General features: G+C 63.0%; 25 protein-coding genes. 15 read left to right on the forward strand and 10 right to left on the reverse strand.

What is annotated here, in order from left to right:
* The first annotated feature begins 105 nt into the window (after positions 1–105).
* The 5 genes from pstC to phoB are packed head-to-tail and all read left to right on the forward strand — an operon-like array spanning position 106 to position 5,169.
* A complete protein-coding gene (pstC, locus tag DAEP_RS0105170; protein ID WP_027243909.1) occupies positions 106–1,578 on the forward strand; it encodes a phosphate ABC transporter permease subunit PstC in 1,473 nt (490 codons plus the stop codon).
* Positions 1,578–2,936 (forward strand): phosphate ABC transporter permease PstA, encoded by a 1,359-nt coding sequence (gene pstA / locus DAEP_RS0105175; RefSeq protein WP_027243910.1) that lies wholly within the window; start codon positions 1,578–1,580, stop codon positions 2,934–2,936. Before pstC ends, pstA begins: the two co-directional genes overlap by 1 nt.
* Positions 2,937–2,950: 14 nt before the next feature.
* On the forward strand, positions 2,951–3,748 hold the full coding sequence (gene pstB / locus DAEP_RS0105180; RefSeq protein WP_008554330.1) for a phosphate ABC transporter ATP-binding protein PstB: 798 nt from the start codon (positions 2,951–2,953) through the stop codon (positions 3,746–3,748).
* Positions 3,749–3,765: 17 nt separating this feature from the next.
* Positions 3,766–4,476, forward strand: coding sequence for a phosphate signaling complex protein PhoU (gene phoU, locus DAEP_RS0105185; protein WP_008555894.1), 711 nt, complete (start codon positions 3,766–3,768; stop codon positions 4,474–4,476).
* A gap of 3 nt (positions 4,477–4,479) precedes the next feature.
* Positions 4,480–5,169: a phosphate regulon transcriptional regulator PhoB gene (gene phoB / locus DAEP_RS0105190; RefSeq protein WP_008557511.1), complete on the forward strand. Its 690-nt coding sequence runs from the start codon at positions 4,480–4,482 to the stop codon at positions 5,167–5,169.
* Between the two features lie 74 nt (positions 5,170–5,243).
* Here the strand turns inward: phoB and DAEP_RS0105195 are convergent, their stop codons facing one another.
* The gene (locus DAEP_RS0105195) at positions 5,244–6,155 is read right to left on the reverse strand and encodes a LysR family transcriptional regulator (protein WP_027243911.1); all 912 of its coding nucleotides are present in this window, start codon (positions 6,153–6,155) and stop codon (positions 5,244–5,246) included.
* Positions 6,156–6,254: 99 nt separating this feature from the next.
* Between DAEP_RS0105195 and DAEP_RS0105200 the strand changes: the two genes are divergently transcribed.
* Positions 6,255–7,475, forward strand: coding sequence for an acyl-CoA dehydrogenase (locus DAEP_RS0105200; RefSeq protein WP_027243912.1), 1,221 nt, complete (start codon positions 6,255–6,257; stop codon positions 7,473–7,475).
* Between the two features lie 678 nt (positions 7,476–8,153).
* Here DAEP_RS0105200 and DAEP_RS0105205 read toward each other — a convergent pair.
* A complete protein-coding gene (locus DAEP_RS0105205) occupies positions 8,154–9,704 on the reverse strand; it encodes a trimethylamine methyltransferase family protein (RefSeq protein ID WP_027243913.1) in 1,551 nt (516 codons plus the stop codon).
* A 374-nt stretch (positions 9,705–10,078) separates the two neighbouring features.
* On the opposite strand from DAEP_RS0105205, the gene DAEP_RS0105210 reads away from it, so the two are divergent.
* The 5 genes from DAEP_RS0105210 (at position 10,079) to DAEP_RS0105230 (ending at position 15,590) form a co-directional block, all read left to right on the forward strand.
* A complete protein-coding gene (locus DAEP_RS0105210; protein WP_245595058.1) occupies positions 10,079–10,666 on the forward strand; it encodes a hypothetical protein in 588 nt (195 codons plus the stop codon).
* A gap of 261 nt (positions 10,667–10,927) precedes the next feature.
* On the forward strand, positions 10,928–11,509 hold the full coding sequence (locus DAEP_RS0105215; RefSeq protein ID WP_027237626.1) for an outer membrane protein: 582 nt from the start codon (positions 10,928–10,930) through the stop codon (positions 11,507–11,509).
* Between the two features lie 298 nt (positions 11,510–11,807).
* On the forward strand, positions 11,808–13,190 hold the full coding sequence (gene cysS / locus DAEP_RS0105220) for a cysteine--tRNA ligase (RefSeq protein ID WP_027243915.1): 1,383 nt from the start codon (positions 11,808–11,810) through the stop codon (positions 13,188–13,190).
* Positions 13,190–14,824: a citramalate synthase gene (cimA, locus tag DAEP_RS0105225; RefSeq protein ID WP_027243916.1), complete on the forward strand. Its 1,635-nt coding sequence runs from the start codon at positions 13,190–13,192 to the stop codon at positions 14,822–14,824. Before cysS ends, cimA begins: the two co-directional genes overlap by 1 nt.
* A complete protein-coding gene (locus tag DAEP_RS0105230; RefSeq protein WP_027243917.1) occupies positions 14,814–15,590 on the forward strand; it encodes a squalene/phytoene synthase family protein in 777 nt (258 codons plus the stop codon). Before cimA ends, DAEP_RS0105230 begins: the two co-directional genes overlap by 11 nt.
* A 63-nt stretch (positions 15,591–15,653) precedes the next feature.
* Here the strand turns inward: DAEP_RS0105230 and DAEP_RS0105235 are convergent, their stop codons facing one another.
* On the reverse strand, positions 15,654–16,871 hold the full coding sequence (locus DAEP_RS0105235; RefSeq protein WP_008557110.1) for an MFS transporter: 1,218 nt from the start codon (positions 16,869–16,871) through the stop codon (positions 15,654–15,656).
* 107 nt (positions 16,872–16,978) lie between these two features.
* On the opposite strand from DAEP_RS0105235, the gene DAEP_RS0105240 reads away from it, so the two are divergent.
* Positions 16,979–17,626: a DNA-3-methyladenine glycosylase family protein gene (locus DAEP_RS0105240; protein WP_027243918.1), complete on the forward strand. Its 648-nt coding sequence runs from the start codon at positions 16,979–16,981 to the stop codon at positions 17,624–17,626.
* Positions 17,623–18,288, forward strand: coding sequence for an alpha/beta hydrolase (locus DAEP_RS0105245; protein ID WP_027243919.1), 666 nt, complete (start codon positions 17,623–17,625; stop codon positions 18,286–18,288). The genes DAEP_RS0105240 and DAEP_RS0105245 overlap by 4 nt, the downstream gene beginning before the upstream one ends.
* Positions 18,289–18,325: 37 nt before the next feature.
* Here DAEP_RS0105245 and DAEP_RS0105250 read toward each other — a convergent pair whose 3' ends face one another.
* Together DAEP_RS0105250 and DAEP_RS0105255 are read right to left on the reverse strand one after the other, a co-directional pair.
* A complete protein-coding gene (locus DAEP_RS0105250; RefSeq protein ID WP_027243920.1) occupies positions 18,326–18,748 on the reverse strand; it encodes a VOC family protein in 423 nt (140 codons plus the stop codon).
* A 13-nt stretch (positions 18,749–18,761) separates the two neighbouring features.
* Complete coding sequence (locus DAEP_RS0105255; protein ID WP_027243921.1) at positions 18,762–19,415, reverse strand: pseudouridine synthase; 654 nt, start codon at positions 19,413–19,415, stop codon at positions 18,762–18,764.
* Positions 19,416–19,644: 229 nt separating this feature from the next.
* Here DAEP_RS0105255 and DAEP_RS0105260 point away from each other — a divergent pair, with 229 nt between their 5' ends.
* A complete protein-coding gene (locus tag DAEP_RS0105260; RefSeq protein WP_008557943.1) occupies positions 19,645–20,229 on the forward strand; it encodes an HNH endonuclease in 585 nt (194 codons plus the stop codon).
* A 196-nt stretch (positions 20,230–20,425) separates the two neighbouring features.
* On the opposite strand, the gene DAEP_RS0105265 is transcribed toward DAEP_RS0105260, so the two are convergent.
* From DAEP_RS0105265 to rocF, 3 genes are read right to left on the reverse strand one after another with little or no spacing between them, the layout of a single operon-like run.
* Positions 20,426–21,472, reverse strand: a complete 1,047-nt coding sequence (locus DAEP_RS0105265; RefSeq protein ID WP_027243922.1) for an ornithine cyclodeaminase — start codon at positions 21,470–21,472, stop codon at positions 20,426–20,428.
* A complete protein-coding gene (gene ctlX / locus DAEP_RS0105270) occupies positions 21,469–22,398 on the reverse strand; it encodes a citrulline utilization hydrolase CtlX (protein ID WP_027243923.1) in 930 nt (309 codons plus the stop codon). Before ctlX ends, DAEP_RS0105265 begins: the two co-directional genes overlap by 4 nt.
* Positions 22,395–23,321: an arginase gene (gene rocF, locus DAEP_RS0105275; protein WP_027243924.1), complete on the reverse strand. Its 927-nt coding sequence runs from the start codon at positions 23,319–23,321 to the stop codon at positions 22,395–22,397. Before rocF ends, ctlX begins: the two co-directional genes overlap by 4 nt.
* Positions 23,322–23,433: 112 nt before the next feature.
* Here rocF and DAEP_RS0105280 point away from each other — a divergent pair, with 112 nt between their 5' ends.
* Positions 23,434–23,859, forward strand: a complete 426-nt coding sequence (locus tag DAEP_RS0105280) for an Lrp/AsnC family transcriptional regulator (protein WP_008555396.1) — start codon at positions 23,434–23,436, stop codon at positions 23,857–23,859.
* Between the two features lie 60 nt (positions 23,860–23,919).
* Here DAEP_RS0105280 and DAEP_RS0105285 read toward each other — a convergent pair whose 3' ends face one another.
* Complete coding sequence (locus DAEP_RS0105285) at positions 23,920–24,387, reverse strand: disulfide bond formation protein B (RefSeq protein WP_027243925.1); 468 nt, start codon at positions 24,385–24,387, stop codon at positions 23,920–23,922.
* A 2-nt stretch (positions 24,388–24,389) separates the two neighbouring features.
* Positions 24,390–24,968 (reverse strand): YqaA family protein, encoded by a 579-nt coding sequence (locus DAEP_RS0105290; protein ID WP_027243926.1) that lies wholly within the window; start codon positions 24,966–24,968, stop codon positions 24,390–24,392.
* Between the last annotated feature and the right edge of the window lie 125 nt (positions 24,969–25,093).

A 25,093-nucleotide genomic window follows, 5' to 3' on the forward strand; every position in this document is an offset into this window, starting at 1 on the left:
TCGCGCTGATCTGAGATTTGCCGGGGCGGAGCCTTCTGCCCCGGCGCTGTTTTTCCCGGTCCCCGACGCTGTTTCCCCTTTCGTCACCGCCTATCGGAGCCCTCCATGCCCACTTTCTGGCTCGTTGTTCTCCTGCTTGCGCTGTCCGCAGCGGGATTCTACCTGGGGCGCAGCCGCGCGCTCAGAACCGCCGGGGGCGATGCAAGAGAACTGCATTCGCTGCCGTCTTACTATGGCTACCACGTTGCGCTGGCCGCGTTTGTGCCCGCCATCGCCGTGCTGGCCGTCTGGCTGCTGGCGCAGCCGCTGATTATCGAGAACCGTGTCTCGAACCTGATCCCGGCAGAGGCCGTGCCGGAAAACACCACCATCGGCCTGGTGATGAGCGACGTGCGCCGGGTTGCCGAAGGGCTGGATCTGGCGGTGGAGCAGGGCCTCTTGACCCGCCGGGAGGCGCGGGATGCCGTCAGCGGCGGACAGGACCTGCGCGCCCTGATGGGCGAGGTCGGTGTCGCCCTCGGCTCTGACGTGCGCCCCGAGGTGCTGAGCGCCGCCCAGTCCTACCGCAACCTGTCCCAAACCGGCAATACTGCAATGACCGTGGTTGTCGCGCTGCTGGCGCTTGGCGGCTTTGCCTGGGCCTACGGCCGCACGCACAAGGACTTCCGCGCCCGCAACGTGGTGGAGCGCGGCGTGCTGGCGCTGCTGATCCTGGCGGCCTCGCTGGCAATCCTGACCACGGTCGGCATTGTCCTGTCGATGCTGTTTGAGACCAAGAATTTCTTCGGCCTGCATTCCTGGACCGACTTTTTCTTTGGCTCCACCTGGGCGCCCAACTTCCGCGGCGACAGCGATCTGTCGATCCTGCCGCTGCTGTGGGGCACGCTCTATATCTCCTTCATCGCGCTGCTGGTGGCGGTGCCGGTGGGCCTGTTCGCAGCCATTTACCTGTCCGAATACGCCAGCGGCACGGTGCGCTCCTTCGCGAAGCCGCTGCTGGAAATCCTGGCGGGTATCCCGACCATCGTTTACGGCCTGTTCGCGCTGCTGACGGTCGGTCCCGCACTGGCGAACCTGTTTGCCAAGGGCGGGATGCTGGGGGTCGAATGGATGGCCGGCGCCACCTCGGTGCTGACGGCCGGGCTGGTGATGGGCATCATGCTGATCCCCTTCGTCTCCTCGCTGTCCGATGACATCATCAATGCGGTGCCGCAGGCGATGCGCGACGGCTCGCTGGGCCTGGGCGCCACCAAATCGGAAACCGTGCGCCAGGTGGTGATGCCGGCCGCGCTGCCGGGCATCGTCGGCGCGGTGCTGCTGGCCGCGTCGCGCGCCATCGGCGAGACCATGATCGTGGTGATGGGGGCAGGGGCGATTGCCAAATTCTCGCTCAACCCGCTGGAGTCGATGACCACCATCACCACCCGCATCGTCAGCCAGCTGACCGGCGACACCGACTTTGCCAGCCCCGAAACCCTTGTTGCCTTTGCCCTGGGCCTGACACTGTTTGTCCTGACCCTCGGCCTGAACGTCCTGGCGCTCTATATCGTGCGCAAATACCGGGAGCAGTACGAATAATGACTGACCTCAGCCAATCCAACGCAGGCGCGGAGCCCCGCACACACGGCGGCTCGCTGCTGGAGCAGACCCCGCGCACCAGGAAGCGCAACGCAGCCGAAGCACGGTTCCGCGGCTATGGCATCGCCGCCATCACTGCAGGACTGGTCATGCTGCTGATCCTGGTGACCACCATTGTCAGCAAGGGCACCGGCGCGTTCCAGCAAACCTTTGTGACGCTCAATGTGGAGCTGCTGGAAGGCAAGCTCGACAAGAAGGGTGAGCGCAATATCGAAGACATCAAGAAGGTCACCACCTTCGGCTATGCCCCGATCATCAAGGGCGCGATGGAGGCCACGGTCGAGGAACTGGGCATCGATACCAGCCTCAAGGCCAAGGACCTGGCCGGCGTGCTGTCCAAGGACGTGGCCGCGCAGCTGCGCGACTATGTGATCGCCAACCCGGACCAGATCGGCCAGACGGTGGAGTTCCGCTTTCTCGCCTCTAGCCGCGTGGACGGCTACCTGAAGGGGCGCGTCACCCGCGACAGCATCGTCAACGACAAGAACATCTCTGCCGAACAGCTTGATCTTGTTGATGCTTTGGCTGCTGCCGGTGTGCTGGAGAAGACCTTCAACCTCGACTTCATCACCGGCGCAGACGCCTCCGACGCCCGCCCCGAAGCCGCCGGCATCGGCGTCTCCATGCTGGGCTCTCTGTTCATGATGTTCGTGGTGCTGGCCCTGGCGCTGCCGATCGGCGTTGCGGCCTCGATCTATCTGGAGGAGTTCGCGCCGCAGAACTGGCTCACCGACATGATTGAGGTGAACATCTCCAACCTCGCCGCGGTGCCGTCCATCGTGTTCGGCATCCTGGGCCTTGCGGTCTTCATCAACTATATGCATCTGCCGACCTCGGCGCCGCTGGTGGGCGGTCTGGTGCTGACGCTGATGACCCTGCCGACCATCATCATTTCCACCCGCGCCTCGCTGAAATCGGTGCCACCGTCGATCCGTGACGCCGCGCTGGGGGTTGGGGCGTCGAAAATGCAGGCAGTGTTCCACCACGTGCTGCCGCTGGCCGCGCCCGGCATCCTGACCGGCACCATCATCGGGCTGGCGCAGGCGCTGGGGGAAACCGCACCGCTGCTGCTCATCGGCATGGTCGGGTTCATCGCCTCCAACGCGCCGGAAACCATTGCGGACGGCCTGCTGGCGCCGAACTCGGCGATGCCTGCGCAGATCTACGAATGGGCCAAACGCGCCGACCCGGCCTTCTATGAACGCGCCTGGGGCGGCATCATCATCCTTCTCATCTTCCTGGTGACCATGAACACGCTTGCCGTGATCCTGCGCCGCCGCTTTGAACGCCGCTGGTAAGGGGGCATAGTGCAATGAACGACATGACCTTGATGGATAACACCGTGGAAACTCAGAACATCAAAATCGCCGCCAAGGACGTGAACGTCTTTTACGGCGACACCCACGCAATCAAAGACGTGAACGTCGAGATCGAGGACAACACCGTCACCGCCTTTATCGGTCCCTCCGGCTGCGGCAAGTCCACCTTCCTGCGCTGCCTGAACCGGATGAACGACACCATCGGCACTTGCAAGGTAACGGGCGATATCCTGCTGGATGGCGAGGATATTTACGATAAGCGCGTCGATCCGGTGCAGCTGCGCGCCAAGGTCGGCATGGTATTTCAGAAGCCGAACCCGTTCCCCAAGTCGATCTACGACAATGTGGCCTATGGCCCGCGCATCCACGGCTTGGCGAGAAACAAGGCGGAACTTGATGAAATCGTGGAGAAATCCCTGCGCCGCGGCGCGATCTGGGATGAGGTGAAGGACCGTCTGGACGCCCCCGGCACCGGCCTTTCGGGCGGCCAGCAGCAGCGCCTGTGCATTGCCCGCGCCGTCGCGACAGAGCCTGAAGTTCTGCTGATGGACGAACCCTGCTCGGCGCTGGACCCGATTGCGACCGCCCAGGTCGAAGAGCTGATCGACGAGCTGCGCGCCAGCTACTCGGTGGTGATCGTCACCCACTCGATGCAGCAGGCCGCGCGTGTCAGCCAGAAAACCGCCTTCTTCCACCTCGGCAACCTGGTGGAATTCGGCCCCACCGGCCAGATCTTCACCAACCCCGAAGATCCGCGCACGGAAAGCTACATCACCGGCCGGATTGGCTGATCTATAGGAATTTCAACATGGCAGAGCAGCATATAGCATCGGCATTCGATCGCGACCTGGAGGCGATTCAGGCCCGGATCATGAAAATGGGCGGCCTGGTCGAGGACGCCATCCGCGAGGCAGCCCGCGCGCTGGAAACCCGCGACGAGGAACTGGCGCTGACGGTGCGTCAGGCCGACAAGGCCATAGACGGGCTGGAAGAGCTGATCAACGAGGAAACCGCCCGGCTGATCGCGCTGCGCGCGCCCGCGGCCTCCGACCTGCGTCTGGTTCTGTCGGTGATGAAGATTGCCGGCAATCTGGAACGCATTGGCGACTATGCCAAAAACATGGCCAAGCGCACTGGCGTCCTGGCCCAGGGGCCGAACATCAGCGAAGGAACCTCCGCCCTGCGCCGCATGGCGCGCGAGGTGGAGCGGATGCTGAAAGATGCGCTGGACTCCTACATCCAGCGCGACGTGGAGCTGGCCCGCGACGTAATCGAGCGCGACCGCGATGTGGACCAGATGTACAACGCCCTGTTCCGCGAATTCCTGACCCATATGATGGAAGATCCGCGCAACATTTCGGCCTGTATGCACTTGCATTTCATCGCAAAAAACACCGAACGCATGGGCGACCACGTGACCGCGATTGCGGAACAGGTGATCTATCTTGTGACCGGAGAGAAGCCGGAGGAAGACCGCAAGAAAGCCGACACCACCTCGACAACACCGCAGGAGATCTGACCGATGGCTGCCGATCAGCCCACCGTTCTTGTTGTTGAAGACGAAATGGCCCAGCGGGAAGTGCTGGCCTACAACCTCGAAGCCGATGGCTTCCGCGTGCTGCGCGCCGGACATGGCGAGGAAGCGCTGCTGGTGGTCGAGGAGGACATGCCCGATATCATCATCCTGGACTGGATGATGCCCAACCTCAGCGGCATCGAAGTGTGCCGCCGGCTCAAAACCCGTTCGGAAACCCGCAACATTCCGGTGATCATGCTGTCGGCCCGCTCGGAAGAGGTCGACAAGGTGCGCGGTCTGGAAACCGGCGCCGATGATTACGTGGTCAAACCCTATTCGGTGATTGAGCTGATGGCCCGCGTGCGCACCCAGCTGCGCCGGGTGCGGCCCTCCACGGTCGGCGTGCGGTTGGAATTTGACGACATTGTACTGGACGCGGAAACCCACAAAGTGAGCCGCGCCGACAATCCGCTGAAGCTGGGGCCGACGGAGTTCCGCCTGCTCTCCACCTTCATGGAGAAACCGGGCCGGGTGTGGAGCCGCGAGCAGCTCTTGGACCGGGTCTGGGGCCGCGACATCTATGTCGACACCCGCACCGTCGATGTTCACATCGGGCGGCTGCGCAAGGCGCTGACCCAGCATGGCGGCAGCGACCCGGTGCGCACGGTGCGCGGCGCGGGCTACGCGCTCGGCTGAAACAGCATCAGGGGGGTGTACAGGCGGTGCACAGGGGCTGCACGCAGGTCACCCCCTTGTTTTTCGGCCGCCGGTCAGCGCGGCAGCGGATCCTCCGGCTGCGCCTGACCGGCCAGCCACTCCCGGAATTTAACCAGCGCAGGGGCGCCCGATTTCCGCTCCGGCCACACCAGGTAATAGGCGCCAGATGTCTCCGAAGCCTCCGGATGCAGGGCAACCAGACGGCCCGTCGCCAGGTCCTGTTCCACCAGGTAATCCGGCATCAGCGCCACCCCGAGACCATGCAGCGCTGCCTGGGTGATGGTTGCGAACTGATCATAGATCGTGCCGCTCAACCCGTCATTCGCGGCAATTCCCAGCCGGGCGAACCAGTCGCGCCAGGCCGTCGTCCGGGTTTGAATGTGCAGCAGCGGCAGCTTCAGTATGTCATCAGGTTCGGTGACACTCCTGCCGTCCAGAAGCTGCGGCGCGCAGACCGGCAGCAGCTGTTCGTGCTTCAGCAGCAGGGCTTGCGTGCCGGGCCACTCTGCATTTCCAAAATGTATTGCTGCGTCAAAGGGTTCCGTGGCAAAATTAAAAGGCTCCAGCCGGGTGGACATGTTGATCGTGACATCCGGGTGAAGCCGGGCAAAGTCGGGCAGCCGCGGCATCAGCCAGCGCATTCCGAAGGCCGGCAGAATTGCCAGGTTCAGCGTCCCCGCCAGCGGTGCGGCCTGCAAACGCAGGGTGGATTGCACGATCTGGTTCAAGGCCTGCCGGATCTCCGCCGCGTAATCCTGCGCCTCACTTGTCAGCGTCAGCCGCTTCTGGTCCCGTTGCACCAGCTCCATCCCCAGTTGCCGTTCCAAGGTCTGCAACTGGCGGCTGACGGCGCCTTGCGTCAGCGCCAGTTCGTCGGCCGCGGCCGAGGCGCTTCCCAGCCGGTCAAGCGCTTCAAGCGCGCGCAGGGAGGGGATGGAAGGCAGGAATTTGCGAGGTACGGACATGTATGAGTGTTTGTCATGGTTTCTTGCCAAAGTCTCGCTGTTTTTTCCGTTCACCTGCCGTTAGGGTTTGTCCAAACCGAGAACCATTGAGGTGACAAGATGACCGAAAAACCCGCGCTGCGCGCCAAGGATGCCCCGGATCTGGGCCGTTTCAACTGGGAAGACCCGCTGCGGCTGGAGGACCAGCTGACCGAAGATGAACGGATGATCTCCGCCTCGGCCCGCGCTTACGCTCAGGAAAAGCTTCAGCCGCGCGTGCTAAATGCTTATGAAAACGAGGAAACAGATCCGGAAATCTTCCGCGAGATGGGCGAGATGGGCCTGCTGGGCACCACGATTCCAGAAGAATACGGCGGCCTTGGCGGCGGTTATGTGTCCTATGGGCTGGTCGCGCGCGAGGTGGAGCGCGTCGACAGCGGTTACCGCTCGATGATGTCGGTTCAAAGCTCGCTGGTGATGTATCCCATCTACGCATACGGCAGCGAGGAGCAGCGCCAGAAATACCTGCCGAAACTCGCCTCCGGTGAATGGATCGGCTGCTTTGGCCTGACGGAACCGGATGCAGGCTCCGACCCCGCCAGCATGAAGACCCGGGCCGAAAAAACCGAAGGCGGCTACCGGCTGACCGGCTCCAAGATGTGGATCTCCAACGCGCCGATCGCCGATGTCTTTGTGGTTTGGGCCAAATCCGAAGCCCATGGCGGCAAAATCCGCGGCTTCGTGCTGGACAAGGGCTTGAAAGGCCTGAGCGCGCCGAAGATTCAGAACAAGGCCTCCTTGCGCGCGTCGATCACCGGTGAGATCGTGATGGACGGGGTGGAAGTTGGCGAAGACGCTCTTTTGCCTCATGTTCAAGGGCTTAAAGGGCCTTTTGGATGTTTGAACCGGGCCCGCTACGGCATCAGCTGGGGCGCCATGGGCGCGGCGGAGGCGTGCTGGCACGCGGCGCGCCAGTACGGGCTGGACCGGACCCAATTCGGGCGGCCTCTCGCCAACACCCAGCTGTTCCAGCTGAAACTCGCCAACATGCAGACCGAAATCACCCTGGGTTTGCATGCGTCCCTGCGGGTCGGGCGGCTGATGGATGAGGCCAATGCGGCGCCGGAGATGATTTCGATCGTCAAGCGCAACAACTGCGGCAAGGCGTTGGAGATTGCCCGGATGGCCCGCGACATGCACGGCGGCAATGGTATCAGCCTGGAGTTCAACGTGATCCGGCACATGGTGAACCTGGAAACAGTGAACACCTACGAGGGCACCCACGACGTCCATGCTCTGATCCTGGGCCGCGCCCAGACCGGTTTGCAGGCATTCTTCTGATGATCAAACGCAGCGCGAGGAACCGCCTCGCGCTGCGTTTTTGCATTCCACTCTTGCAAATTCGCAATCCTGGTCTGCCCTGTGAGTTCCGCAAAGGTTAGTGGCGCGGTTTGACGGGTCAGTTGCCAGACTATGGGATCCAAAATCCTTACTGTGATACCGGCGGCCTCCCCACGGAACAGGGCTTTTTAGCCTTGCAGCGGATTTTCTGGTTAATGTCCTGGGAGTGACCGCGCGGCAGTGCTGGCTCGGGTGGCTGAAACTGTCCCGCGCCTTGCGTTTTTCCGGGGTGGGGTTTTCAAGCCTATCTGGCGCAGGCGTCTTGCGTTTTTTGGGGTGCTCACAGCAGTTTCGTGCAGCGCCTGTGTCATGCTTTGCAATAACGCAATTTCATATTGCGCATCTGCACTGGAGAACTTGCAGGGCCAAGCCCGCCGAGTCTTTCGCTTCATTGCAGAAAACGGCCTGTTAACAAAAGGTTATCACGGATTTTCGGGCAGTGAAAGCCGATAACGCCAGGCCCGATGAGTTTCTGGCGGTGCGCCGGGCGCAATGGGAAGGGTCGCCCCAGACTGGCAGCGCGGTCATCCGGCAGGCCGCGGTGCCGGACCGTCAGGGACAGGCCGGCACAATAAAACGGGCCGGAAGGTCCGGCCCGTTTGCAAGCGGTTAAGGAGGTTATGCCGGCAGGTGGATGTTGAACTTCGCGCGGATTGCCATGTCGGTGGCGGCGTCAAACCGGGCCGCGGCGCGCTCTGACAGGATCTTCTCCTTCTTGGCAATCGCCTTCTCGATCAGGTCGGGCTTGTCGCGCTCCGCCCATTCCTTGGGCGAGGTCCGGTCGCCCAGGTCCGGATAGACATAGTCCACCTGCATCCGGCTGAGCGTTTGATCGGTTCCCAGATAGTGGCCGGGCCCGCCAAGGCAGGTCGCGCGCATCTGGTCCAGGGCCAAGGTTTCTTCATTCACTTCAATGCCGCGCACGCAGCGCTGCGCCTGGCCCAGCAGGTCGTTATCCAGGATCAGCGATTCATGACAGAAACCCAGCAGCGAGGCATGCATTCCAGCGGCCTCATAAACCATGTTGAGGCCAGACAGTCCGGCCATCACGGCAGAACACATCTGTTCCCATCCCGCCTGCATGTCGGGCAGCTTAGAATCCGAGGCGCCCGCGGCGGCGCCGCCGGGCAGGTCATAGAATTTGTGCATCTGGGCGCAGCCCGCGCTCAGCAGTGCCTGTTCGCCTGAGCCGACGGACATGGCCCCGGTCCGCAGGTCCAAGCCAAAGGGCCAAGTGCCAAAAATCGCGGGCGCACTGGGCTTTACGGCGTTTACATAAACCAGTCCGGCAAGGCATTCCGCCACCGCCTGCGCGATTGCGCCGGCAATGGTCGAGGGGGCGGTGGCCCCCGCCATGCCCGCCGACAGCAGCAGCACCGGCATGCCGCCCTTGATGCATTCCTCCATCACCTGGCAGGATTCCGTGGCGAATTTCATCGGCGGAACCACAAAGCAGTTGGAGTTCGACACAAAGGGGCGTTCGCACCACTTATCCTCGCCGCCGGCAATCATGTGAAGCAGCTCCAGCCCGTGTTTCACGAAATCCGGCTCGGTAAACGAAACGCCCACATGTTTGGTGGTTCCGGCAGTGGTCGCATAAATCGAGTTCAGATCCATCTCGCAGTTGTCAGCGATGTCCCGGCACACCATAGGGCGCTGCACGAAATGGATGTTGTCGAGCTGGTCGCAGATGCGCGCGGCGTCGTGCAGGTCCTGCACGGTGGAGTCGCGGTAGCTCTTGCCGTGCACGTCCACCATGCTGACCGCGGCGCCCGCGGTTCCGTAATGGACGCGGCCGCCGGACAGCTGCAGGTCGGACTTGCCGTCGCGGCTGTAAAGGGTGATGGACCGGTTTGCCTTGGCAATCGTGTCCTCGACCAGCGCACGGGGGAAGCGGATGCGGCCGTCGCCGCCCAAGGTGCAGCCCGCTGCCATCAGATAGCTGATGCCGCTTTGCGGGGCGTCGGCGAGGCCGATCTCTTCCAGCGCGGTCAGCGCAGTTTGGTGGATCTGCTCCATATCCGTCTGGCTGAGCAGTTTGAGGGCGGTGCTTTCCATCCCAGGGCGCACCGGGCGCAGATGATCCGGCAATGCGGCTGCCCGGGCTGCACGGCGCGCGTTGCGCCCGCCGCTGCGGCCGGCGCGGGTGGAGGAGGCTTGGTCGTTCATGAATGGGGGCCTTTCAGGTGGGTGAGCAGGAATTGCGTGACTTCCGGCTCAGAGCGGCCGCCCCCTGGCCGCACGCCCGCGCGCTGCACCGATGGTGCGGCAGATCAGGCTGACAAGCCAGCGTTCACCCTGCATACGGTCTCCCCCTGTTTTGCCGCAGAGTGCCAGTCCTGGGCGGGGTTGCTTGCCTGTTAGCGACCAGGATGAAAAAAGCGACATGAATTTCACCGGACGCGGTGCGGCATCTGCGAATCTTTGAAGCGCCAGCTTTAAGTAAATGTTTCTACTTTTAATGGTGTGCCTTCGATTTTTGACGCTATGCGGGGCAGGCGGATGTTGGCAGGATGCGCTTGGGAACCGAATATTAAGCATTAATGAGCGATACTGGAGGTTCCGGGGACGGCGCGCTGAAACGGCGCATTTCGAGAAGGCAAAGCGACATGCCGATGGTTAGGAAAACCGCACTATCCCATGCCCTTGCAGCGGGCCTCACGCTGGCGCTGGCCGTTGGCCAGCCGGGGGCGGCGGAAGAGTGGGCCCGGCCGCTGTTCAGCAACCAAATTCGTGCTGCCTCCGGCACCGGAACCGGTTCCGCGGAACCGCATGCGTTTCAGCTGGCCTTCCTTCAGGAATTCGGCAGCTTAATCCTGGGCGGCACGGTTTCTTCCAACCGCTCCGGCCTGCTGACACGGGCCGTGCAAGCGGAGGAGACGCACCAGCTGCGCCTGCATGCCGGCTACGACTTCGGACCGGCGACAGGTGTTGTCACCCTAGGCGGGGTGCAGGCCGAAAGCTCTGGCGGCAGGCGGCAGGGAACGCTGTTTGGCTTGGGGATGCGCGTTTTTCTCAACCGGGCGCTGCAACTGCGGGGCGAAGTGCTGCATCATGAAGCGGGGCCCAGGGACGGCAGCGGCCGCCCGCGCGGCGAGACGCTGTCTGTAAGCGCTGCCTTCCGGTTCTGACGGGCGCTGCCGCTCAGGCGGGCCAAAAGCCAGATAAACCGCGCCAGTCCGCCATTAGGTGCGCGCAGACTTATTTCAATGGCTTAGTGAAAGTCCGCCCGCCGCGGCCGGCGGAAAAGCGCACGCGACGGGCGAATATCGGCCAGTCATTGCCAGTTCAAGAGAACGTGAGCCGGTAGCACTGGAAGTTCGGGTGCGAAGCCCTTTTGTAAGCTCCAACGGCGCACAACCTGCGCCGGGACTGCAAAAGGAGAAGTCTGAATGACTCGTTTCGTAGCTATGACAGCCATCGCAGCCGTAATGGGCAGTGCAGCGTTTGCCGGCAACATCAGTGAACCGGTGGTCGAACCCGCGCCGGCACCGGCCCCCGTGCCAGTGGCCAATGATGGCGGCGACTGGACCGGTTTCTACCTGGGTGGCCAGATCGGCCAGCTGGATGTGGACGCAACCAACGGAGCCTCGGGTGATGATGCCGCTTATGGTATCCACGCAGGCTACAACTATGATTTTGGCCGTTTCGTCCTGGGTGGCGAACTGGATTATGACACCACCGACGTCGATCTGGGCGGCGGCGCAACCGTTGACTCGGTCGCCCGTGCCAAGGTGAAGGCCGGTTACGACTTCGGCAACGTTCTCGCCTATGTCACCGGCGGTGTGGCTGAGGCCGACAGCTCGCTGGGCAGCGAAACCGGCGAGTTCTACGGCGTCGGCTTGGCCTATCAGGTCACCGACCAGTGGCAGATCGGCGGTGAAGTGCTTGAGCATGAATTCGACGATTTCGGCAACTCCGGCGTTGGCGCAGATGCCACCTCGGTTTCGCTGCGCGCGTCGTTCAAGTTCTAATCTGACGCACACGCTGGCGCGGCGATGCGTTTCCGCCGCGCCGCTGGCCGCCCGGTCTGTACCCAAGGCAGACGGGGCGGCCTTTGCCGTCTGAGGCAAAACACTTGGCGGGGCCGGCGGCCCGTGCTAAGCAGCTTTCATGAACCAGAAATGCGCCACCATCATTTGCTGCATTACCTGCTGACATATCAGCGGGCTGGTTTCTGTCGTTTTCATTTCCCTGACAACTTGCTAAGCCCGCGCTGCGCGCAAAGGGTGATGCCGGCCATCATGAGCTGGGCATGGGAAAGGAACGGGCATGGGAACCAAGGACATAGTGATCAAGCTGCACAACACAAAGACCCGCAAGAAAGAGGTCTTTGAGCCGATCGACGCCAGCAACGTGCGGATGTATGTCTGCGGCCCCACGGTGTATGACCGGGCGCATCTGGGCAATGCCCGGCCGGTGGTGGTCTTTGATGTTCTTTACCGGCTGCTGCGCGAGATTTATGGCGAGGATCAGGTGACTTATGCCCGTAACTTCACCGACGTTGACGACAAGATCAATGCCCGCGCCGCCGAAAGCGGCCGCCTGATTGGCGAGATTACCGCGGAAACAACCCAATGGTTCCTCGACGATATGGGCGAACTTGGCGCGCTGGAGCCCAGCCACATGCCGCGGGCAACGGAGTACATCCCGCAGATGGTGGCGATGATCGAGGATCTGATCGCCAAGGGCCACGCCTATGCTGCCGAAGGCCATGTGCTGTTCGCGGTCGACAGCTGGAAGGACCGCTATGGGCGTCTGTCAGGCCGGTCCGTCGATGACATGATCGCCGGCGCCCGGGTCGAGGTTGCGCCCTACAAGAAGAACCCGATGGATTTTGTGCTGTGGAAGCCGTCCACCGATGATTTGCCTGGCTGGGACAGCCCCTGGGGCCGCGGAAGGCCGGGCTGGCACATCGAATGCTCGGCGATGTCCTATGAACTGCTGGGCGAGACCTTCGACATTCACGGCGGCGGCAACGACCTGATGTTCCCGCACCATGAGAATGAAATTGCGCAAAGCTGCTGCGCCCATCCAGAGGGTGATTTTGCACGTTTCTGGCTGCACAACGAAATGCTGCAGGTGGAAGGCAAGAAAATGTCCAAATCCCTGGGCAACTTCTTCACCGTCCGCGACCTGCTGGACCAGGGCTATCCGGGTGAAGTGATCCGGCTGGTGTTCCTGCAGACCCATTACCGCAAGCCGATGGACTGGACCGACAAGAAGGCCAAAGAGGCCGAGGCGACGCTGCGCAAATGGCGGGCGCTGACCGCGGGCATCGAGCCCGCGTCCAGCGCTGCTGCCGCGGTCCTGGAGGCGCTGGCGGATGACCTCAATTCCGCGGGCGCCATTGCAGAGCTGCACAAGCTGGCAGCGGCGGGCGATGCGGCGGGGCTGCTGGCCTCGGCGCAGATGCTGGGGCTGCTGACGGAGGAGATGGGCGCCTGGGCGTCCGCGCCCTCGATTGACCTGTCGGCCTTTGCGGAAAAGCTGTTCAAGACGCGTCAGAAGGCTATGGAAAGCAAGGACTTTTCCGAGGTCGACAAATTGAAGGCGGCTTATGTTGAGGCAGGGCTTGAAGTGCGGATGAGCAAAACCGGCGTTGAGTTGGTGCCGGGTGCAGGGTTTGACCCTGCCAAGCTGGAGGCGCTTTGATGGCCAGGGAACGGCTCTACCTTTACGACACCACATTGCGCGACGGGCAGCAGACCCAGGGCGTTCAATTCTCCACCGCGGAAAAGAAGCAAATCGCGCAGGCGCTGGATAAACTGGGCGTCGACTATATCGAAGGCGGCTGGCCGGGCGCGAACCCGACCGACAGCGCATTTTTCAGCGAAGCGCCGGACACCCGCGCCACGATGACTGCCTTCGGCATGACCAAGCGGGCCGGGCGGTCGGCGGAAAACGACGATGTGCTGGCAGCAGTCATGAATGCCGGCACGCCTGCGGTCTGTCTGGTCGGCAAAAGCCACGACTACCATGTGACCCACGCGCTGGGGATCACGCTGGAGGAGAACCTCGGCAACATCCGGGCCTCGGTCGCCCATATCGTGGCGCAGGGGCGCGAGGCTCTGTTTGACGCCGAGCATTTCTTTGACGGCTACAAGGACAACCCGGACTATGCGCTGGCGGCGTGCCGGGCTGCGCTGGAGGCCGGGGCGCGCTGGGTGGTGCTGTGCGACACCAATGGCGGCGCTTTGCCGGCCGAGGTGAGCCGCATCGTCACAGAGGTTGTCGCAGCCGGAATCCCGGGTGAGAAACTGGGCATACATACCCATGACGACACGGAAAATGCCGTGGCGTGTTCATTGGCTGCAGTGGACGCCGGGGCGCGGCAGATCCAGGGCACCCTGAACGGATTGGGCGAACGCTGCGGCAATGCCAACCTGACCGCGCTGATCCCGACGCTGCTGCTGAAGGAACCTTATGCCAGCCGGTTCGACACCGGCGTGAGCCTGGAGGCGCTTGCGGGCCTCACCCGGATCAGCCGGATGCTGGATGATATCCTGAACCGGGTTCCGGTGCGGCAGGCGGCCTATGTGGGGGCTTCGGCCTTTGCCCACAAGGCGGGGCTGCATGCCAGCGCGATCCTCAAGGATCCGTCGACCTATGAGCATATCGAGCCGGGCAGGGTCGGCAACGCGCGGGTGATCCCGATGTCGAACCAGGCCGGGCAGTCGAACCTGAGCAAACGGCTGACCGACGCGGGCCTGATCGTTGAAAAGGGCAACCCGGCGCTGGCGCGGATCCTGGAGCGCATCAAGGAGCGCGAGGCGGAAGGCTATTCCTACGACACCGCGCAGGCCTCGTTTGAACTGCTGGCGCGCGCAGAGCTGAACCAGATGCCCGACTTCTTTGAGGTGAAGCGCTACAAGGTCACGGTCGAGCGGCGCAAGAACAAGTACAACCGGATGGTCAGCCTGTCCGAAGCGGTTGTGGTGGTCAAGGTCGATGGCGAAAAGCGCCTGTCCGTGAGTGAATCACTGGACGAAACCGGCAGCGACCGCGGCCCGGTGAACGCGCTGGCCAAGGCGCTGATCAAGGATCTGGGCCGCTACTCGGCACAGCTGGAGGACATGCGGCTGGTCGACTTCAAGGTGCGGATCACCCAGGGCGGCACCGAGGCTGTGACCCGCGTCATCATCGACAGTGAGGACAGCCAGGGCCGCCGGTGGTCCACGGTGGGCGTCAGCCCGAACATCATCGACGCCTCGTTCGAAGCGCTTCTGGATGCGATCCGCTGGAAGCTGGCGCATGACTGCGGGGCCGGGCAGGCGGATGCAGTTTGACGCTGACCTGACGGCCTGCGCCGAACTGGTGCAGAAGAGCGATCCGGACCGGTTCCTGGCTGCCATGGCCGCACCGGTCCAGGCGCGGCCGCTGCTGTTTGCGCTTTATTCGTTTAATATCGAGCTGGCCCGGGCGCCCTGGGCCAGCCAGGAAAGCATGATTGCCGAAATGCGGGTGCAATGGTGGCGCGACGTCGGCGCGGAGATCGCGGATGGCAAGCCCGTCCGGCGGCACTACGTTGCGACGCCGCTGGCGCGGTGCCTGAGGCCGGATCTGGCGGCCTGCATTGACGGCATGGCAGAGGCGCGGCGCTGGGACATCTACAAGGACCCGTTTGAGGATCAGGCCGCCTTCGACAGCTATATCGACCGCACCAGCGGGTCGCTGATGTGGATGGCGGCGGCGTCCCTGGGGCCGGCGGATGAGGCAGTGGTGCGCGATTTTGCCTATGGCGCAGGTGTCGCCAATTGGCTGCGTGCAATTCCGGAGCTGGAGGCCCAGAAGCGGATTCCGCTGCTGGACGGCACCCTGGAGGGCGTGCAAGCTCTGGCACGTAAGGGGCTGGAAAAGATATACAAATCCCGCATGGGCGGCGGGAAGGTTTCGAAACAGTCGGGCGCTGCGCTGCTGGCTGGGTGGCAGGCGGAGGGACTGCTGAAACTGGCCGTCCGGCAGCCGGAACGGGTGGCCCAGGGCGCGCTTGGGCAGAGCGAGTTCCGGCGCAGGGCCGGTTTGATGTGGCGCACCGCCCTCGGGCGCTGGTAGACAGACCTGATCCAAAGAAAAAGGCGCCTTGCGGGGCGCCTTTTTCGTTTCAAGGATACGTTGTCAGGCCTCTTTGGGGCGCAGGACGAGCCACATCAGCGCACCGCCTGCCAGCACCAGGAAGGGGGCCATGGCCATGTTGACCGCGTTCCAGCCGTCCACCGGATTGCCGCCCGAGCAGTTCATCAGACCGCCGGACGCCAGCGAGGCCATGGTCACGCCGCCAAAAACCAGCAGGTCGTTCAGCCCCTGCATCCGGCCGCGCTCATAGCTTTCATGGGCGCCGGCCAGCATGGTCGTGGCGCCGATAAAGCCGAAGTTCCAGCCGATACCCAGCAGCACCAGAGCAATGAAGAAATTCTCCAGCTCAACACCTTGCAACGCGACGGCGCCGGCGCCTGCGAGGATCACCAGACCGGCGGAGACAATTTTCTCGACTCCGAAACGGGCAATCAGGTGGCCGGTAAAGAAGGACGGCACATACATCGCCAGCACATGCCAGGTGACCACGTCCGCGGCGTTGCCTTCGGTATAGCCGCAACCGACCACGGCCAGAGGCGTCGAGGTCATCACCAGGTTCATCAGCGCATAGGAGACCATCGCGCAGATCACCGCCACCGCGATCACCGGGGTCTTCAGCAGTTCGATCCGGCTGCGGCCCTTGGGGCTGTCCGCGGTGGGGGCAGGCGGTTTCGGGATATCGAGGAACAGGAACAGCGCGGCGCCCAGAACGTTGACCGCAATCACTGCCAAATAGGTGCCAAGGAACGGAATGACAAAGGCTTGGCTGGTGGCCTTGACGAGCTGAGGGCCGATGATGGCCGCTGCCAGACCGCCCGCCATGACGTAGGAAATCGCCTTGGGCCGGAAGGCATCGGAGGCGGTATCGGCTGCGGCAAACCGGTAGAACCCGTGCGCGCTCATGTAAACGCCGGTCAGCAGGCTGCCGAGCAGGAAGATAGGGAACGAGCCAAGGTACAGACCGTAGGCGCCTACCAGCCCGCCAATCGCGCCAAAGGCCGCGCCGGTGAAGAACCCCGCCCGGCGGCCCCAGCGCTGCATGATTGCCGAAATCGGTGTCGCGGCCAGCATCGAGCCGCCGACAATCAGGGAAATCGGCAGAGTCGCAAAGCAGGGGTTCGAGGCCAGCGACTGCCCCGCAAGGCCGCCGATGGTGAAAATCATCGGCATCTGCGCGCCAAGGATCGCCTGCGCCAGCACCAGGATGGCGACGTTTTTCTTGGCGACGGTGTCGCTGGGGGTGGTCATGCTCATGGTCATGTGGGATGCGTAACTGTGAATATGTCGATGGGCAAGCCAGCGGAAATGAATTGGCGTTCACGCTTTCTTTCAACAGCGGTCAATCAGGGGGTGACGTGGCGTCAGAAATGCAAACCTTCCATCCGCGCGCGGGCCGGATCATCCAGTGCGATGCCTGCGTGTCCGAAGGCGCGGACTGGCTGGCAGCGCAGGACAGCCGGTTTGCCCGTGCGCTGGAACTGACCGGCGCGCTTCCGCTCAGGCGCAGGCCGGATGGCTTTGCGGAACTGCTGAGTGCGATTGTCAGCCAGCAAGTCAGCGTGGCCTCGGCCAATGCGATCTGGACGCGGATGAAAGCGGCAAGGCTTACCGGGCCGCGCAAGATCCTTTGGGCCGCGGATGACGATCTGCGCGCCGCTGGCCTCAGCCGTCAGAAAATCCGGTATGCCCGGGCGCTGGCGGAGGCGCGCATTGATTACAATGCCTTGCGAAGCGCCCCTGATGCAGAGGTGATTGCAACGCTGGTCCAGGTTCCCGGGATTGGCCAGTGGACGGCGGAGATTTATGCGATGTTTTCGCTGGGCCGGGCCGATGTGTTTGCCCATGGTGATCTGGCCTTGCAGGAGGCGGCCCGGGTGCTGTTCGATCTGCCCGCCCGCCCCAAGGAAAAGGAGATGCGGCAGCTGGCCGAAGCCTGGTCGCCGTGGCGGTCGGTTGCGGCGCGCATTCTCTGGGCCTATTACCGGGTGGCGAAGGACAGGGAAGGGATCCGATGACTCGTGTATTGACTGCCGGCCGCAAGGAGCCGGTTTCCGGCGAAACCCGCTCGATTGTTGTGTTCCTGCATGGCTATGGCGCCAACGGGGCCGACCTGCTGGGTCTGGCCGATCCGCTGGGGGAGCATCTGCCGGATACGCTGTTTGTGGCCCCCGATGCGCCTGAGGCCTGCGCCGGTGCGCCCTTCGGGTTCCAATGGTTCCCGATTCCCTGGATCGACGGATCCTCGGAAGAGGAAAGCATGCGCGGAATGCAGTCCGCGATCGAAGACCTGAACGCCTTTCTGGATGCGCTGATGGTGGACGAGGATGTGCTGCCGGAACAGGTCGTGCTGTTCGGATTCAGCCAGGGCACCATGATGAGCCTGCATGTGGCCCCCCGCCGCGAGGACGCGGTGGCAGGGATCGTCGCATTCTCCGGCCGCCTGCTGGAGCCGGAACTGCTGAAAGACGAAGCCATCTCCAGGATGCCGGTGCTGCTGGTGCATGGGGATCAGGATGATGTGGTGCCCGTGCAGTCGCTGCCCGAGGCCGCAGAAGCGCTGCAGGAGGCGGGCTTCCAGGATGTCTTTGCCCATATCCAGAAAGGCACCGCCCATGGCATCGCGCCGGACGGGCTGAGCGTGGCACTGGCGTTCATGCGCGACAAGCTTGGCCTTTAAAGCATTGAGAAATCCGGCCTTCCGACCCGTCGGGAGGTCAGGATTCCCACAGGTGCGGTTCGGCGATTTCCAGTGAATTGCCGACCGGATCGCGGAAGTAGATGGAGCGCGCGCCGCTTGGCCAGTCGAACTCCGCCTCAATCGCGATGCCCGCCGCCACGAGCCGGGCGCGCATGAGCAGCAGCCTTTCTCTTGGCTGGGCAAAGCACACATGCCCCGGACCGCGGGCACCATGCGGCGGTACCGGCAGACGCGGGTTTCCCGGTGGTTTTACCGTTTCTTCAGCGTTGAACAGCAGCAGAACTGACGTGCCGCAGCGGAAAAAGACATGCCGGTTGGCCACCCGCTGGATACGCTCCAGCCCCAGAATGCCGCCATAGAACGCCTCTGCTGAGTCGAGGTCGCCGACGTAGAGCGACGCTTCGAGAATGGCGTTGGGGGCGGGGGCGGGCGGCAGCATGGCTGAAAGGCTATCAGCGGCGGCGGGGCCTGTCACCTTTTGGCGGCCGCGCAGCGGATGGTTTGGGTCTGCGGGGCGGCTTTTGCGAAGGCTTCGGCGGCCCTGGAACACGCGGCGGCTCCACATCCTCCCACGCGCCCTGCGCCAGCCCGTCCAGGGTCCAGGCACCGATGCTGTAGCGGATCAGGCGCAGCGTCGGATGCCCCACTGCAGCTGTCATCCGGCGCACCTGCCGGTTGCGGCCCTCGCGGAGGGTCAGCGCAATCCAGCTGTCGGGGACGGTCTTGCGCACCCGCACCGGCGGGGTGCGCGCCCACAGTCCCGTCGGCTCCGGCATCAGCCGGACCTTAGCGGGCCTGGTTATTCCGTCTTTCAGTTCAACACCTTCCGCCAGGTTTTTCAGCGCCTCCTGGTCCGGGATACCCTCCACCTGCACCCAATAGGTCTTGTCCATCTTGTGTTTGGGGTCGGTGATCCAGGCCTGCAAACGGCCGTTGTCGGTCAGCAGCATGAGGCCCTCGCTGTCGCGGTCCAGCCGGCCGGCCGCATAAACGCCAGGGCAGTCGATATACTTGCTCAGCGTCGCCCGCGGGCTGTCCTGACTGCCGCTGTCAGTGAACTGGGGCAGCACATCATAGGGTTTGTTGAAACGGATCAGACGGGTCATGGAACGGCAATAGGCGGGCGGCGGCCGCAGGGCAAGTGGGCCAAGACCGCGCCCCTGTGGATAAGTGTCACCCTGCTGTCACGGAATCAGCGCAGATTGCTCGCGACATATTGTGGATCATCAGGGCTTGTCAGGCGCTAACCACGATATATAGTCAAAGTCAGGCTGGGGCGGGTTCCCCGCTCTGGTTCCGCAACACGGAAGATCAGGGCGAGGAAGACGTTCAACAATGGATGGCGATTTCAGAGCAGAGTTTGTCAGATCTCCGGGCGCGCTGAAGCAGCACCCGGCGCTGGTGCTGAACGCGGATTACCGGCCGCTCTCTTATTACCCTTTGTCTTTGTGGACCTGGCAGGACGCGGTCAAGGCCGCCTGGCTGGACAGGGTCGCCATCGTCGCCGAATATGACGAGGTGGTGCACAGTCCGAGCACCGAGATCCGAATACCGTCCGTGGTGGTCCTGAAAGACTATGTAAAACCTCAAAAGCGCGTGGCCTTCACGCGCTTTAATTTGTTTTTGCGGGACGAATTCCGCTGCCAGTACTGCGGCAGCAAGGGCGATCTTACCTTTGACCACGTGGTGCCGCGCGCATCCGGAGGGGTGACCAGCTGGGAAAACGTGGTCGCGGCGTGCAGTCCCTGCAATCTTAGGAAAGGGTCCAAGTCACTGCACCGGGCCGGCATGTCGCTGCGCAAGCCGCCGCGGCGGCCGGGGGCGGAGGAGCTGCGCAACACCGGGCGCAAGTTCCCGCCAAACCACCTGCATGAAAGCTGGATGGACTTCCTGTACTGGGATACTGAGCTGGACGCCTAAGCGAAACAGCGCGACATCTCGGGACAAGGGGTCCGGCCTCCTTATCTGTGTGTCTGCGTTAGGCGAGGCAGCTGCACAGATCCCCATGCGCAGTGCCGGCAGATGCCGCTGGCTGCGGCAAACAGTCAAGGAGGCCGGAGGTGCCGGCGGCCTCAGTTCAACGGGCCGCCTTTGCTGGGTGTGAGGGTGCGGCCTGTCAGGGTTTGGCGCGCTGAAGCATGCCGAACAGATCGCGCGGATCGTCCGGGTCAGCAAGCATGTCGAGATCGATGAAATAATCGGTGCCCTTGATGCGGTCGCGGATATACCGCAGGGCCGAGAAATCCTCGATGGCAAAGCCGACGCTGTCGAACAGGGTGATCTGGCGGTCGCCGGTGCGGCCCGGTTTCCTGCCTGCAATCACTTCCCACAATTCGGTCACGGCGAAATCTTCCGGCATCTGCTGGATTTCGCCCTCGATCCGGGTTTGCGGCGGGTATTCGACAAAGACCTCGGAGCGGCTGAGGATGCCGGGCGCCAGTTCGGTTTTGCCGGGGCAGTCGCCCCCGATCGCGTTGATGTGGACGCCGCTGCCGACCATGTTATCGGTCAGGATGGTCGCATACTGCTTGTCCGCGGTGCAGGTGGTGAGGATCTGCGCGCCTTCGATCGCTTCTTCGGGCGTCTTGCAGGAGACAACCTCAATCCCCATTCCCTGCAAATTGCGGGCGCATTTCTCGGTCGCCGCCGGGTCCTTGTCAAAGAGGCGCACGGATCTCAGGCCGATGATCGCCTTCATTGCCAGCGTCTGGAATTCGGACTGGGCACCGTTGCCGATCATCGCCATCGTGGTCGCCCCCTTTGGTGCCAGATACTTGGCGGCCATTGCTGAGGTGGCGGCGGTACGCAGCGCGGTCAAGATGGTCATTTCCGTCAGCAGCACCGGATAGCCGGTATAGACATCCGCCAGCAGGCCGAAGGCGGTGACGGTCTGCAGCCCTTCAGAGGTGTTCTTGGGGTGGCCGTTCACATATTTGAAGCCATAGGCCTCGCCATCGGAGGTCGGCATCAGCTCGATCACCCCGACGTCGGAATGGCTGGCGACGCGCGGGGTCTTGTCAAACAGCTCCCAGCGCTTGAAGTCTTCTTCGACATAGTCCGCCAGATCGCGCATCATCTGCTCGATACCGACGTGATGAATGAGGCGCATCATGTTGTCAACGCTGACAAAAGGCACCAGCGCCTTGTCCGAAGGCTGTGTCATGCGGTTTTCCTTTCACGGGGGCTGAGGTGGATGCCTGCCAGCATGCAGCGCACCGACCCGCCTGCGGTTTCGATGGTGGGAATGGTCAGTGGCAGCAGCTCCGCGCTCTGCTCGATGACCGTAATCTGATCGGGGCGCAGCGCGTCCAGTGCCTTGGCCGACAGGGCCAGAAGCCGTTTGCGGCCCGTAAGCTCCAGGGCGTTACCCGCAAAGCTGGCGATCTGGTCCGGTGTGAGGTCAATGACGCGGCGCCCGGTTTCTTCCAGCCGCGCGGCAACTTCGGCGCGGCGGGCAGGTTCCACGATCATGTTCAGGCAGATCAGCGCGTATTCGGTGCCGATCCCCATCAGAACATTGGTATGATACACGTCGCGGCCCGCTTCATCTTTGGCTTCAAACACCATGGGTTCAAAGTTGAAATGGGTGCAGAAGCGTTCCAGAAGCACCGGATCTGCGCGGTTGGATTTCACGGTGTAGGCAATGCGGCCGATGTGGTCCAGCACCATGGCGCCGGTGCCTTCGAGCGACAGCCCGTCCTGCTCAAGACCGGAGTAGTCGATAACATCCTGCACCCGGTAGTTCCGCTTCAGCAGCTCAATCACATCCCAGCGCCGTTCCTTGCGGCGGTTTTTCGCAAACATCGGATAGACCGCGACATGGCCGCCGGCATGGGTGGAGAACCAGTTGTTGGGAAACACGCTGTCCGGGGTTTCAGTGCCTGTGTCGTCAAACACATGCACCGAAACGCCCGCGCCGCGCAGGGCTTCGACGGCGCCGTCGAATTCCGCCAGCGCCTGCGCCGCGGTCGCCGTGACCGGGGTATTTGCCAAAGTTTGAAAGGCGTTATCGCCTTTGGTCTCGGGGTTGGAGCGGAAGTGATGCGGCCGGATCATCACCACCGCAGCGGGGGCTTGCAGGCTGCTCACTGATAGCTCCGTGTCGGGCGGTCGAACACGCGGCGGCCCAGGGCAGAAGCGCAGAGGTCCACCATCAGGTGCGCCGTGCGGCCGCGCTCATCCAGGAACGGGTTCAGCTCGACCAGATCCAGCGAGGTCATCAGGCCGGAATCATGCAGAATCTCGCAGACCAGATGCGCCTCGCGCACGGTGGCGCCGCCGGGAACGGTGGTGCCGACAGCCGGGGCGACGGACGGATCCAGAAAATCCACGTCCAGCGAGACGTGCAGCATGCCATTGGCCTCAGCGACATGATCCAGGAACCGGTTGAGCGGTCCGGCGATGCCGTTTTCATCAATTTGGCGCATGTCATGGGTGCGGATGGCGCTGTCTTCCAGTGCAAGCCGCTCCTGGGTGTCCACAGACCGCAGCCCGATCATGCAGACATTCTCCTCCGGCACCGGGTTCAGGACTTCAGGAAAGCCGTCGAACCCCCTGCGCCCAGTGAAATATCCGACCGGAGTGCCGTGCAGATTGCCGCTGTCAGAGGTTTCCGGCGTGTGGAAATCGGTATGCGCGTCCAGCCACAGCACAAACAGCGGGCGGCCTGCCTTGGCGGCAAAGTTTGCTGCACCGGCCACGGATCCCAGCGACAGCGAGTGATCGCCGCCCAGGAACACCGGAAGGCCGCACTCCAGCGCGTCCTCGGCAGCCTGCGCCAGACGCGCGGTCCAGCCGATGGTTTCGTTGCGGGCATAGACCAGGCCGTCATTGGTGTCGGCGGTATAGGCCTCCGGCGCCAGGTTGCCAAGGTCTTCGACCGTGTGCCCAAGGCTCTCCAGGGCAGCGGCAATTCCGGCGGTCCGGTAGGCGTCCGGCCCCATCAGGCAGCCAGCGCGGCGCTTGCCGCTATCCACCGGGGCGCCAATCAGAATGCAATGTTGCGAGGTCACGGTATTGGTCTCTCAAAAAGTCAGCTTTCTTCCAATTAGCTTCCGAAATGTGTTGGAAGCCAGTCAGCATTTTGCCCATAATGGTTGCTGATTGTTCGAATCGAGGTGGTATATGGACAAAACGGATGAGCGCCTGATCTCTGCACTGCGCCACAATGCGCGGGCATCGCTGTCAGATCTGGCGCTGGACTTGAACCTGTCGCGGACGACGGTGCGGGCCAGGATCGAGCGGTTGCAGGCCCGCGGCGACATTCTGGGGTTCACTGTGGTGCTGAAGGAGGATGTGCTGCGCGATCCGGTGCGCGGCCTGATGATGATCGGGATCGAGGGCCGCGGCACCAGCCGGATCACCCGGCAGCTGCAGGGGCTGCCGGAGGTGCGGGCGATTCACACCACCAATGGCCGCTGGGATTTGATTGTGGAACTCGGCACTGAAACCCTGGAAACGCTGGATGCAGCGCTGGCCAAGATCCGCACCTTCGAAGGGGTGGTCAGCAGTGAAACCAATCTCCTGCTCGCCACCAAAAAGGACACCTGACCCCAGGAGAACGTCAAATATGTGAGCGGGTTAGCGGCCGCATCTCAGCTTGCCAGCAGGTTAACCCTGCTTGCGGGCGTGGTTGGCGGCAGCAATCCAGACCAGCGCCAGGCCAAGCGAAGCGATTGCATTCCAGCTGGCCATGGAGAGGGAAAACAGCTCCCACGGCACGTCGTCGCAGCGCACCAGCGGCGCGGCCATGATCTGCTCCATCAGCTGATCGGGCGACAGACCGCCTACAGGGCCGGAGGTGCAGGTTGAGGGGCCTTCCCACCAGCCGCGCTCAACACCGGTATGATACGCCCCAACCCCGGCAGTGGACAGCGCCGCAAGCGCGCCCAGATACGGCAGCACCGCACCCGGAATGATCAGCGCCAGAACGCCAATCCCGACCGCCGCCGCATGCGGGTAGCGCTGCCAGTAGCACAGTTTGCAAGGCGGCATGTCGCCAATGTACTGAAACCCCAGCGCCCCGAGCAGCAGCGCGGCGGAGCCTAGGGCGGCGATAACGATCAATAAACGGTGCATGATCAGATGAACCTCACCATCAGGAAGCCACCGAACAGGACCACCATAAAAGCCGAGAAGACCAGTCCCAGGCGGCGTTCAATGAAGTTGCGGACCGGTGCCCCGAACTGCCACAGCAGACCCGCGACAATGAAAAAGCGCAATGCGCGTGCAAGGATAGAGGTGGCAATGAATGTGCCCAGCGGCATGCCCGTCCAGCCCGACATGATGGTGATCACCTTGTAGGGGAACGGCGTGATCCCGGCGCCCAGAACCGCCCAGAAGCCGAAGTCGTTAAAGCGCGCGTTGAACTCCGCCATGGAATCGCCTTTGCCCATCGCCTCCAGCACTGGCTGGCCGATGCTGTCGTAAAAGAAGGCGCCGATGGCGTAACCAAGCATGCCGCCCGCGACAGAGGCCACCAAAGCCACCAGAGCAACCAGCCAAGCGCGCGACGGGCGGGCCAGGATCATCGGGATCATCAGCACGTCCGGAGGAATCGGAAACACCGAGCTTTCGACAAAAGCCACGACGGCCAGACACCAGAGCGCCTTGGGGTGATCGGCCAAGGCCATTGTCCGGTCATATAGCGGTTTCAGCATGCTGCGCCCTGCGTCCTCAACGGCGTTTGCCAAGGGAGGTGGCACGTGCGCCGGCCTCCGTCAACCTTTGCTGCGGATGATTTTGCAACGGGGTGCGATTTCGGCGCAGAGAGGCCGATTTGCCT

Origin of the sequence: Leisingera daeponensis DSM 23529 (genome assembly GCF_000473145.1) — a bacterium.
In the GTDB taxonomy this organism is placed as follows: Bacteria; Pseudomonadota; Alphaproteobacteria; order Rhodobacterales; family Rhodobacteraceae; genus Leisingera; species Leisingera daeponensis.

What these genes read in the sequence shown, in the direction of transcription:
- cysS (WP_027243915.1), top strand. Translation starts at nt 11,808, where the DNA reads ATGGGAACCAAGGACATAGTGATCAAGCTGCACAACACAAAGACCCGC.
- DAEP_RS0105260 (WP_008557943.1), top strand. Translation starts at nt 19,645, where the DNA reads ATGGATGGCGATTTCAGAGCAGAGTTTGTCAGATCTCCGGGCGCGCTG.
- pstB (WP_008554330.1), top strand. Translation starts at nt 2,951, where the DNA reads ATGAACGACATGACCTTGATGGATAACACCGTGGAAACTCAGAACATC.
- DAEP_RS0105235 (WP_008557110.1), bottom strand. Translation starts at nt 16,871, where the DNA reads ATGACCATGAGCATGACCACCCCCAGCGACACCGTCGCCAAGAAAAAC.
- DAEP_RS0105265 (WP_027243922.1), bottom strand. Translation starts at nt 21,472, where the DNA reads ATGACACAGCCTTCGGACAAGGCGCTGGTGCCTTTTGTCAGCGTTGAC.
- phoB (WP_008557511.1), top strand. Translation starts at nt 4,480, where the DNA reads ATGGCTGCCGATCAGCCCACCGTTCTTGTTGTTGAAGACGAAATGGCC.
- DAEP_RS0105195 (WP_027243911.1), bottom strand. Translation starts at nt 6,155, where the DNA reads ATGTCCGTACCTCGCAAATTCCTGCCTTCCATCCCCTCCCTGCGCGCG.
- DAEP_RS0105205 (WP_027243913.1), bottom strand. Translation starts at nt 9,704, where the DNA reads ATGAACGACCAAGCCTCCTCCACCCGCGCCGGCCGCAGCGGCGGGCGC.
- DAEP_RS0105215 (WP_027237626.1), top strand. Translation starts at nt 10,928, where the DNA reads ATGACTCGTTTCGTAGCTATGACAGCCATCGCAGCCGTAATGGGCAGT.
- DAEP_RS0105285 (WP_027243925.1), bottom strand. Translation starts at nt 24,387, where the DNA reads ATGCACCGTTTATTGATCGTTATCGCCGCCCTAGGCTCCGCCGCGCTG.
- pstC (WP_027243909.1), top strand. Translation starts at nt 106, where the DNA reads ATGCCCACTTTCTGGCTCGTTGTTCTCCTGCTTGCGCTGTCCGCAGCG.
- DAEP_RS0105240 (WP_027243918.1), top strand. Translation starts at nt 16,979, where the DNA reads ATGCAAACCTTCCATCCGCGCGCGGGCCGGATCATCCAGTGCGATGCC.
- DAEP_RS0105210 (WP_245595058.1), top strand. Translation starts at nt 10,079, where the DNA reads ATGAGCGATACTGGAGGTTCCGGGGACGGCGCGCTGAAACGGCGCATT.
- DAEP_RS0105250 (WP_027243920.1), bottom strand. Translation starts at nt 18,748, where the DNA reads ATGCTGCCGCCCGCCCCCGCCCCCAACGCCATTCTCGAAGCGTCGCTC.
- DAEP_RS0105280 (WP_008555396.1), top strand. Translation starts at nt 23,434, where the DNA reads ATGGACAAAACGGATGAGCGCCTGATCTCTGCACTGCGCCACAATGCG.
- DAEP_RS0105245 (WP_027243919.1), top strand. Translation starts at nt 17,623, where the DNA reads ATGACTCGTGTATTGACTGCCGGCCGCAAGGAGCCGGTTTCCGGCGAA.
- DAEP_RS0105290 (WP_027243926.1), bottom strand. Translation starts at nt 24,968, where the DNA reads ATGCTGAAACCGCTATATGACCGGACAATGGCCTTGGCCGATCACCCC.
- DAEP_RS0105200 (WP_027243912.1), top strand. Translation starts at nt 6,255, where the DNA reads ATGACCGAAAAACCCGCGCTGCGCGCCAAGGATGCCCCGGATCTGGGC.
- phoU (WP_008555894.1), top strand. Translation starts at nt 3,766, where the DNA reads ATGGCAGAGCAGCATATAGCATCGGCATTCGATCGCGACCTGGAGGCG.
- DAEP_RS0105230 (WP_027243917.1), top strand. Translation starts at nt 14,814, where the DNA reads ATGCAGTTTGACGCTGACCTGACGGCCTGCGCCGAACTGGTGCAGAAG.
- cimA (WP_027243916.1), top strand. Translation starts at nt 13,190, where the DNA reads ATGGCCAGGGAACGGCTCTACCTTTACGACACCACATTGCGCGACGGG.
- DAEP_RS0105255 (WP_027243921.1), bottom strand. Translation starts at nt 19,415, where the DNA reads ATGACCCGTCTGATCCGTTTCAACAAACCCTATGATGTGCTGCCCCAG.
- pstA (WP_027243910.1), top strand. Translation starts at nt 1,578, where the DNA reads ATGACTGACCTCAGCCAATCCAACGCAGGCGCGGAGCCCCGCACACAC.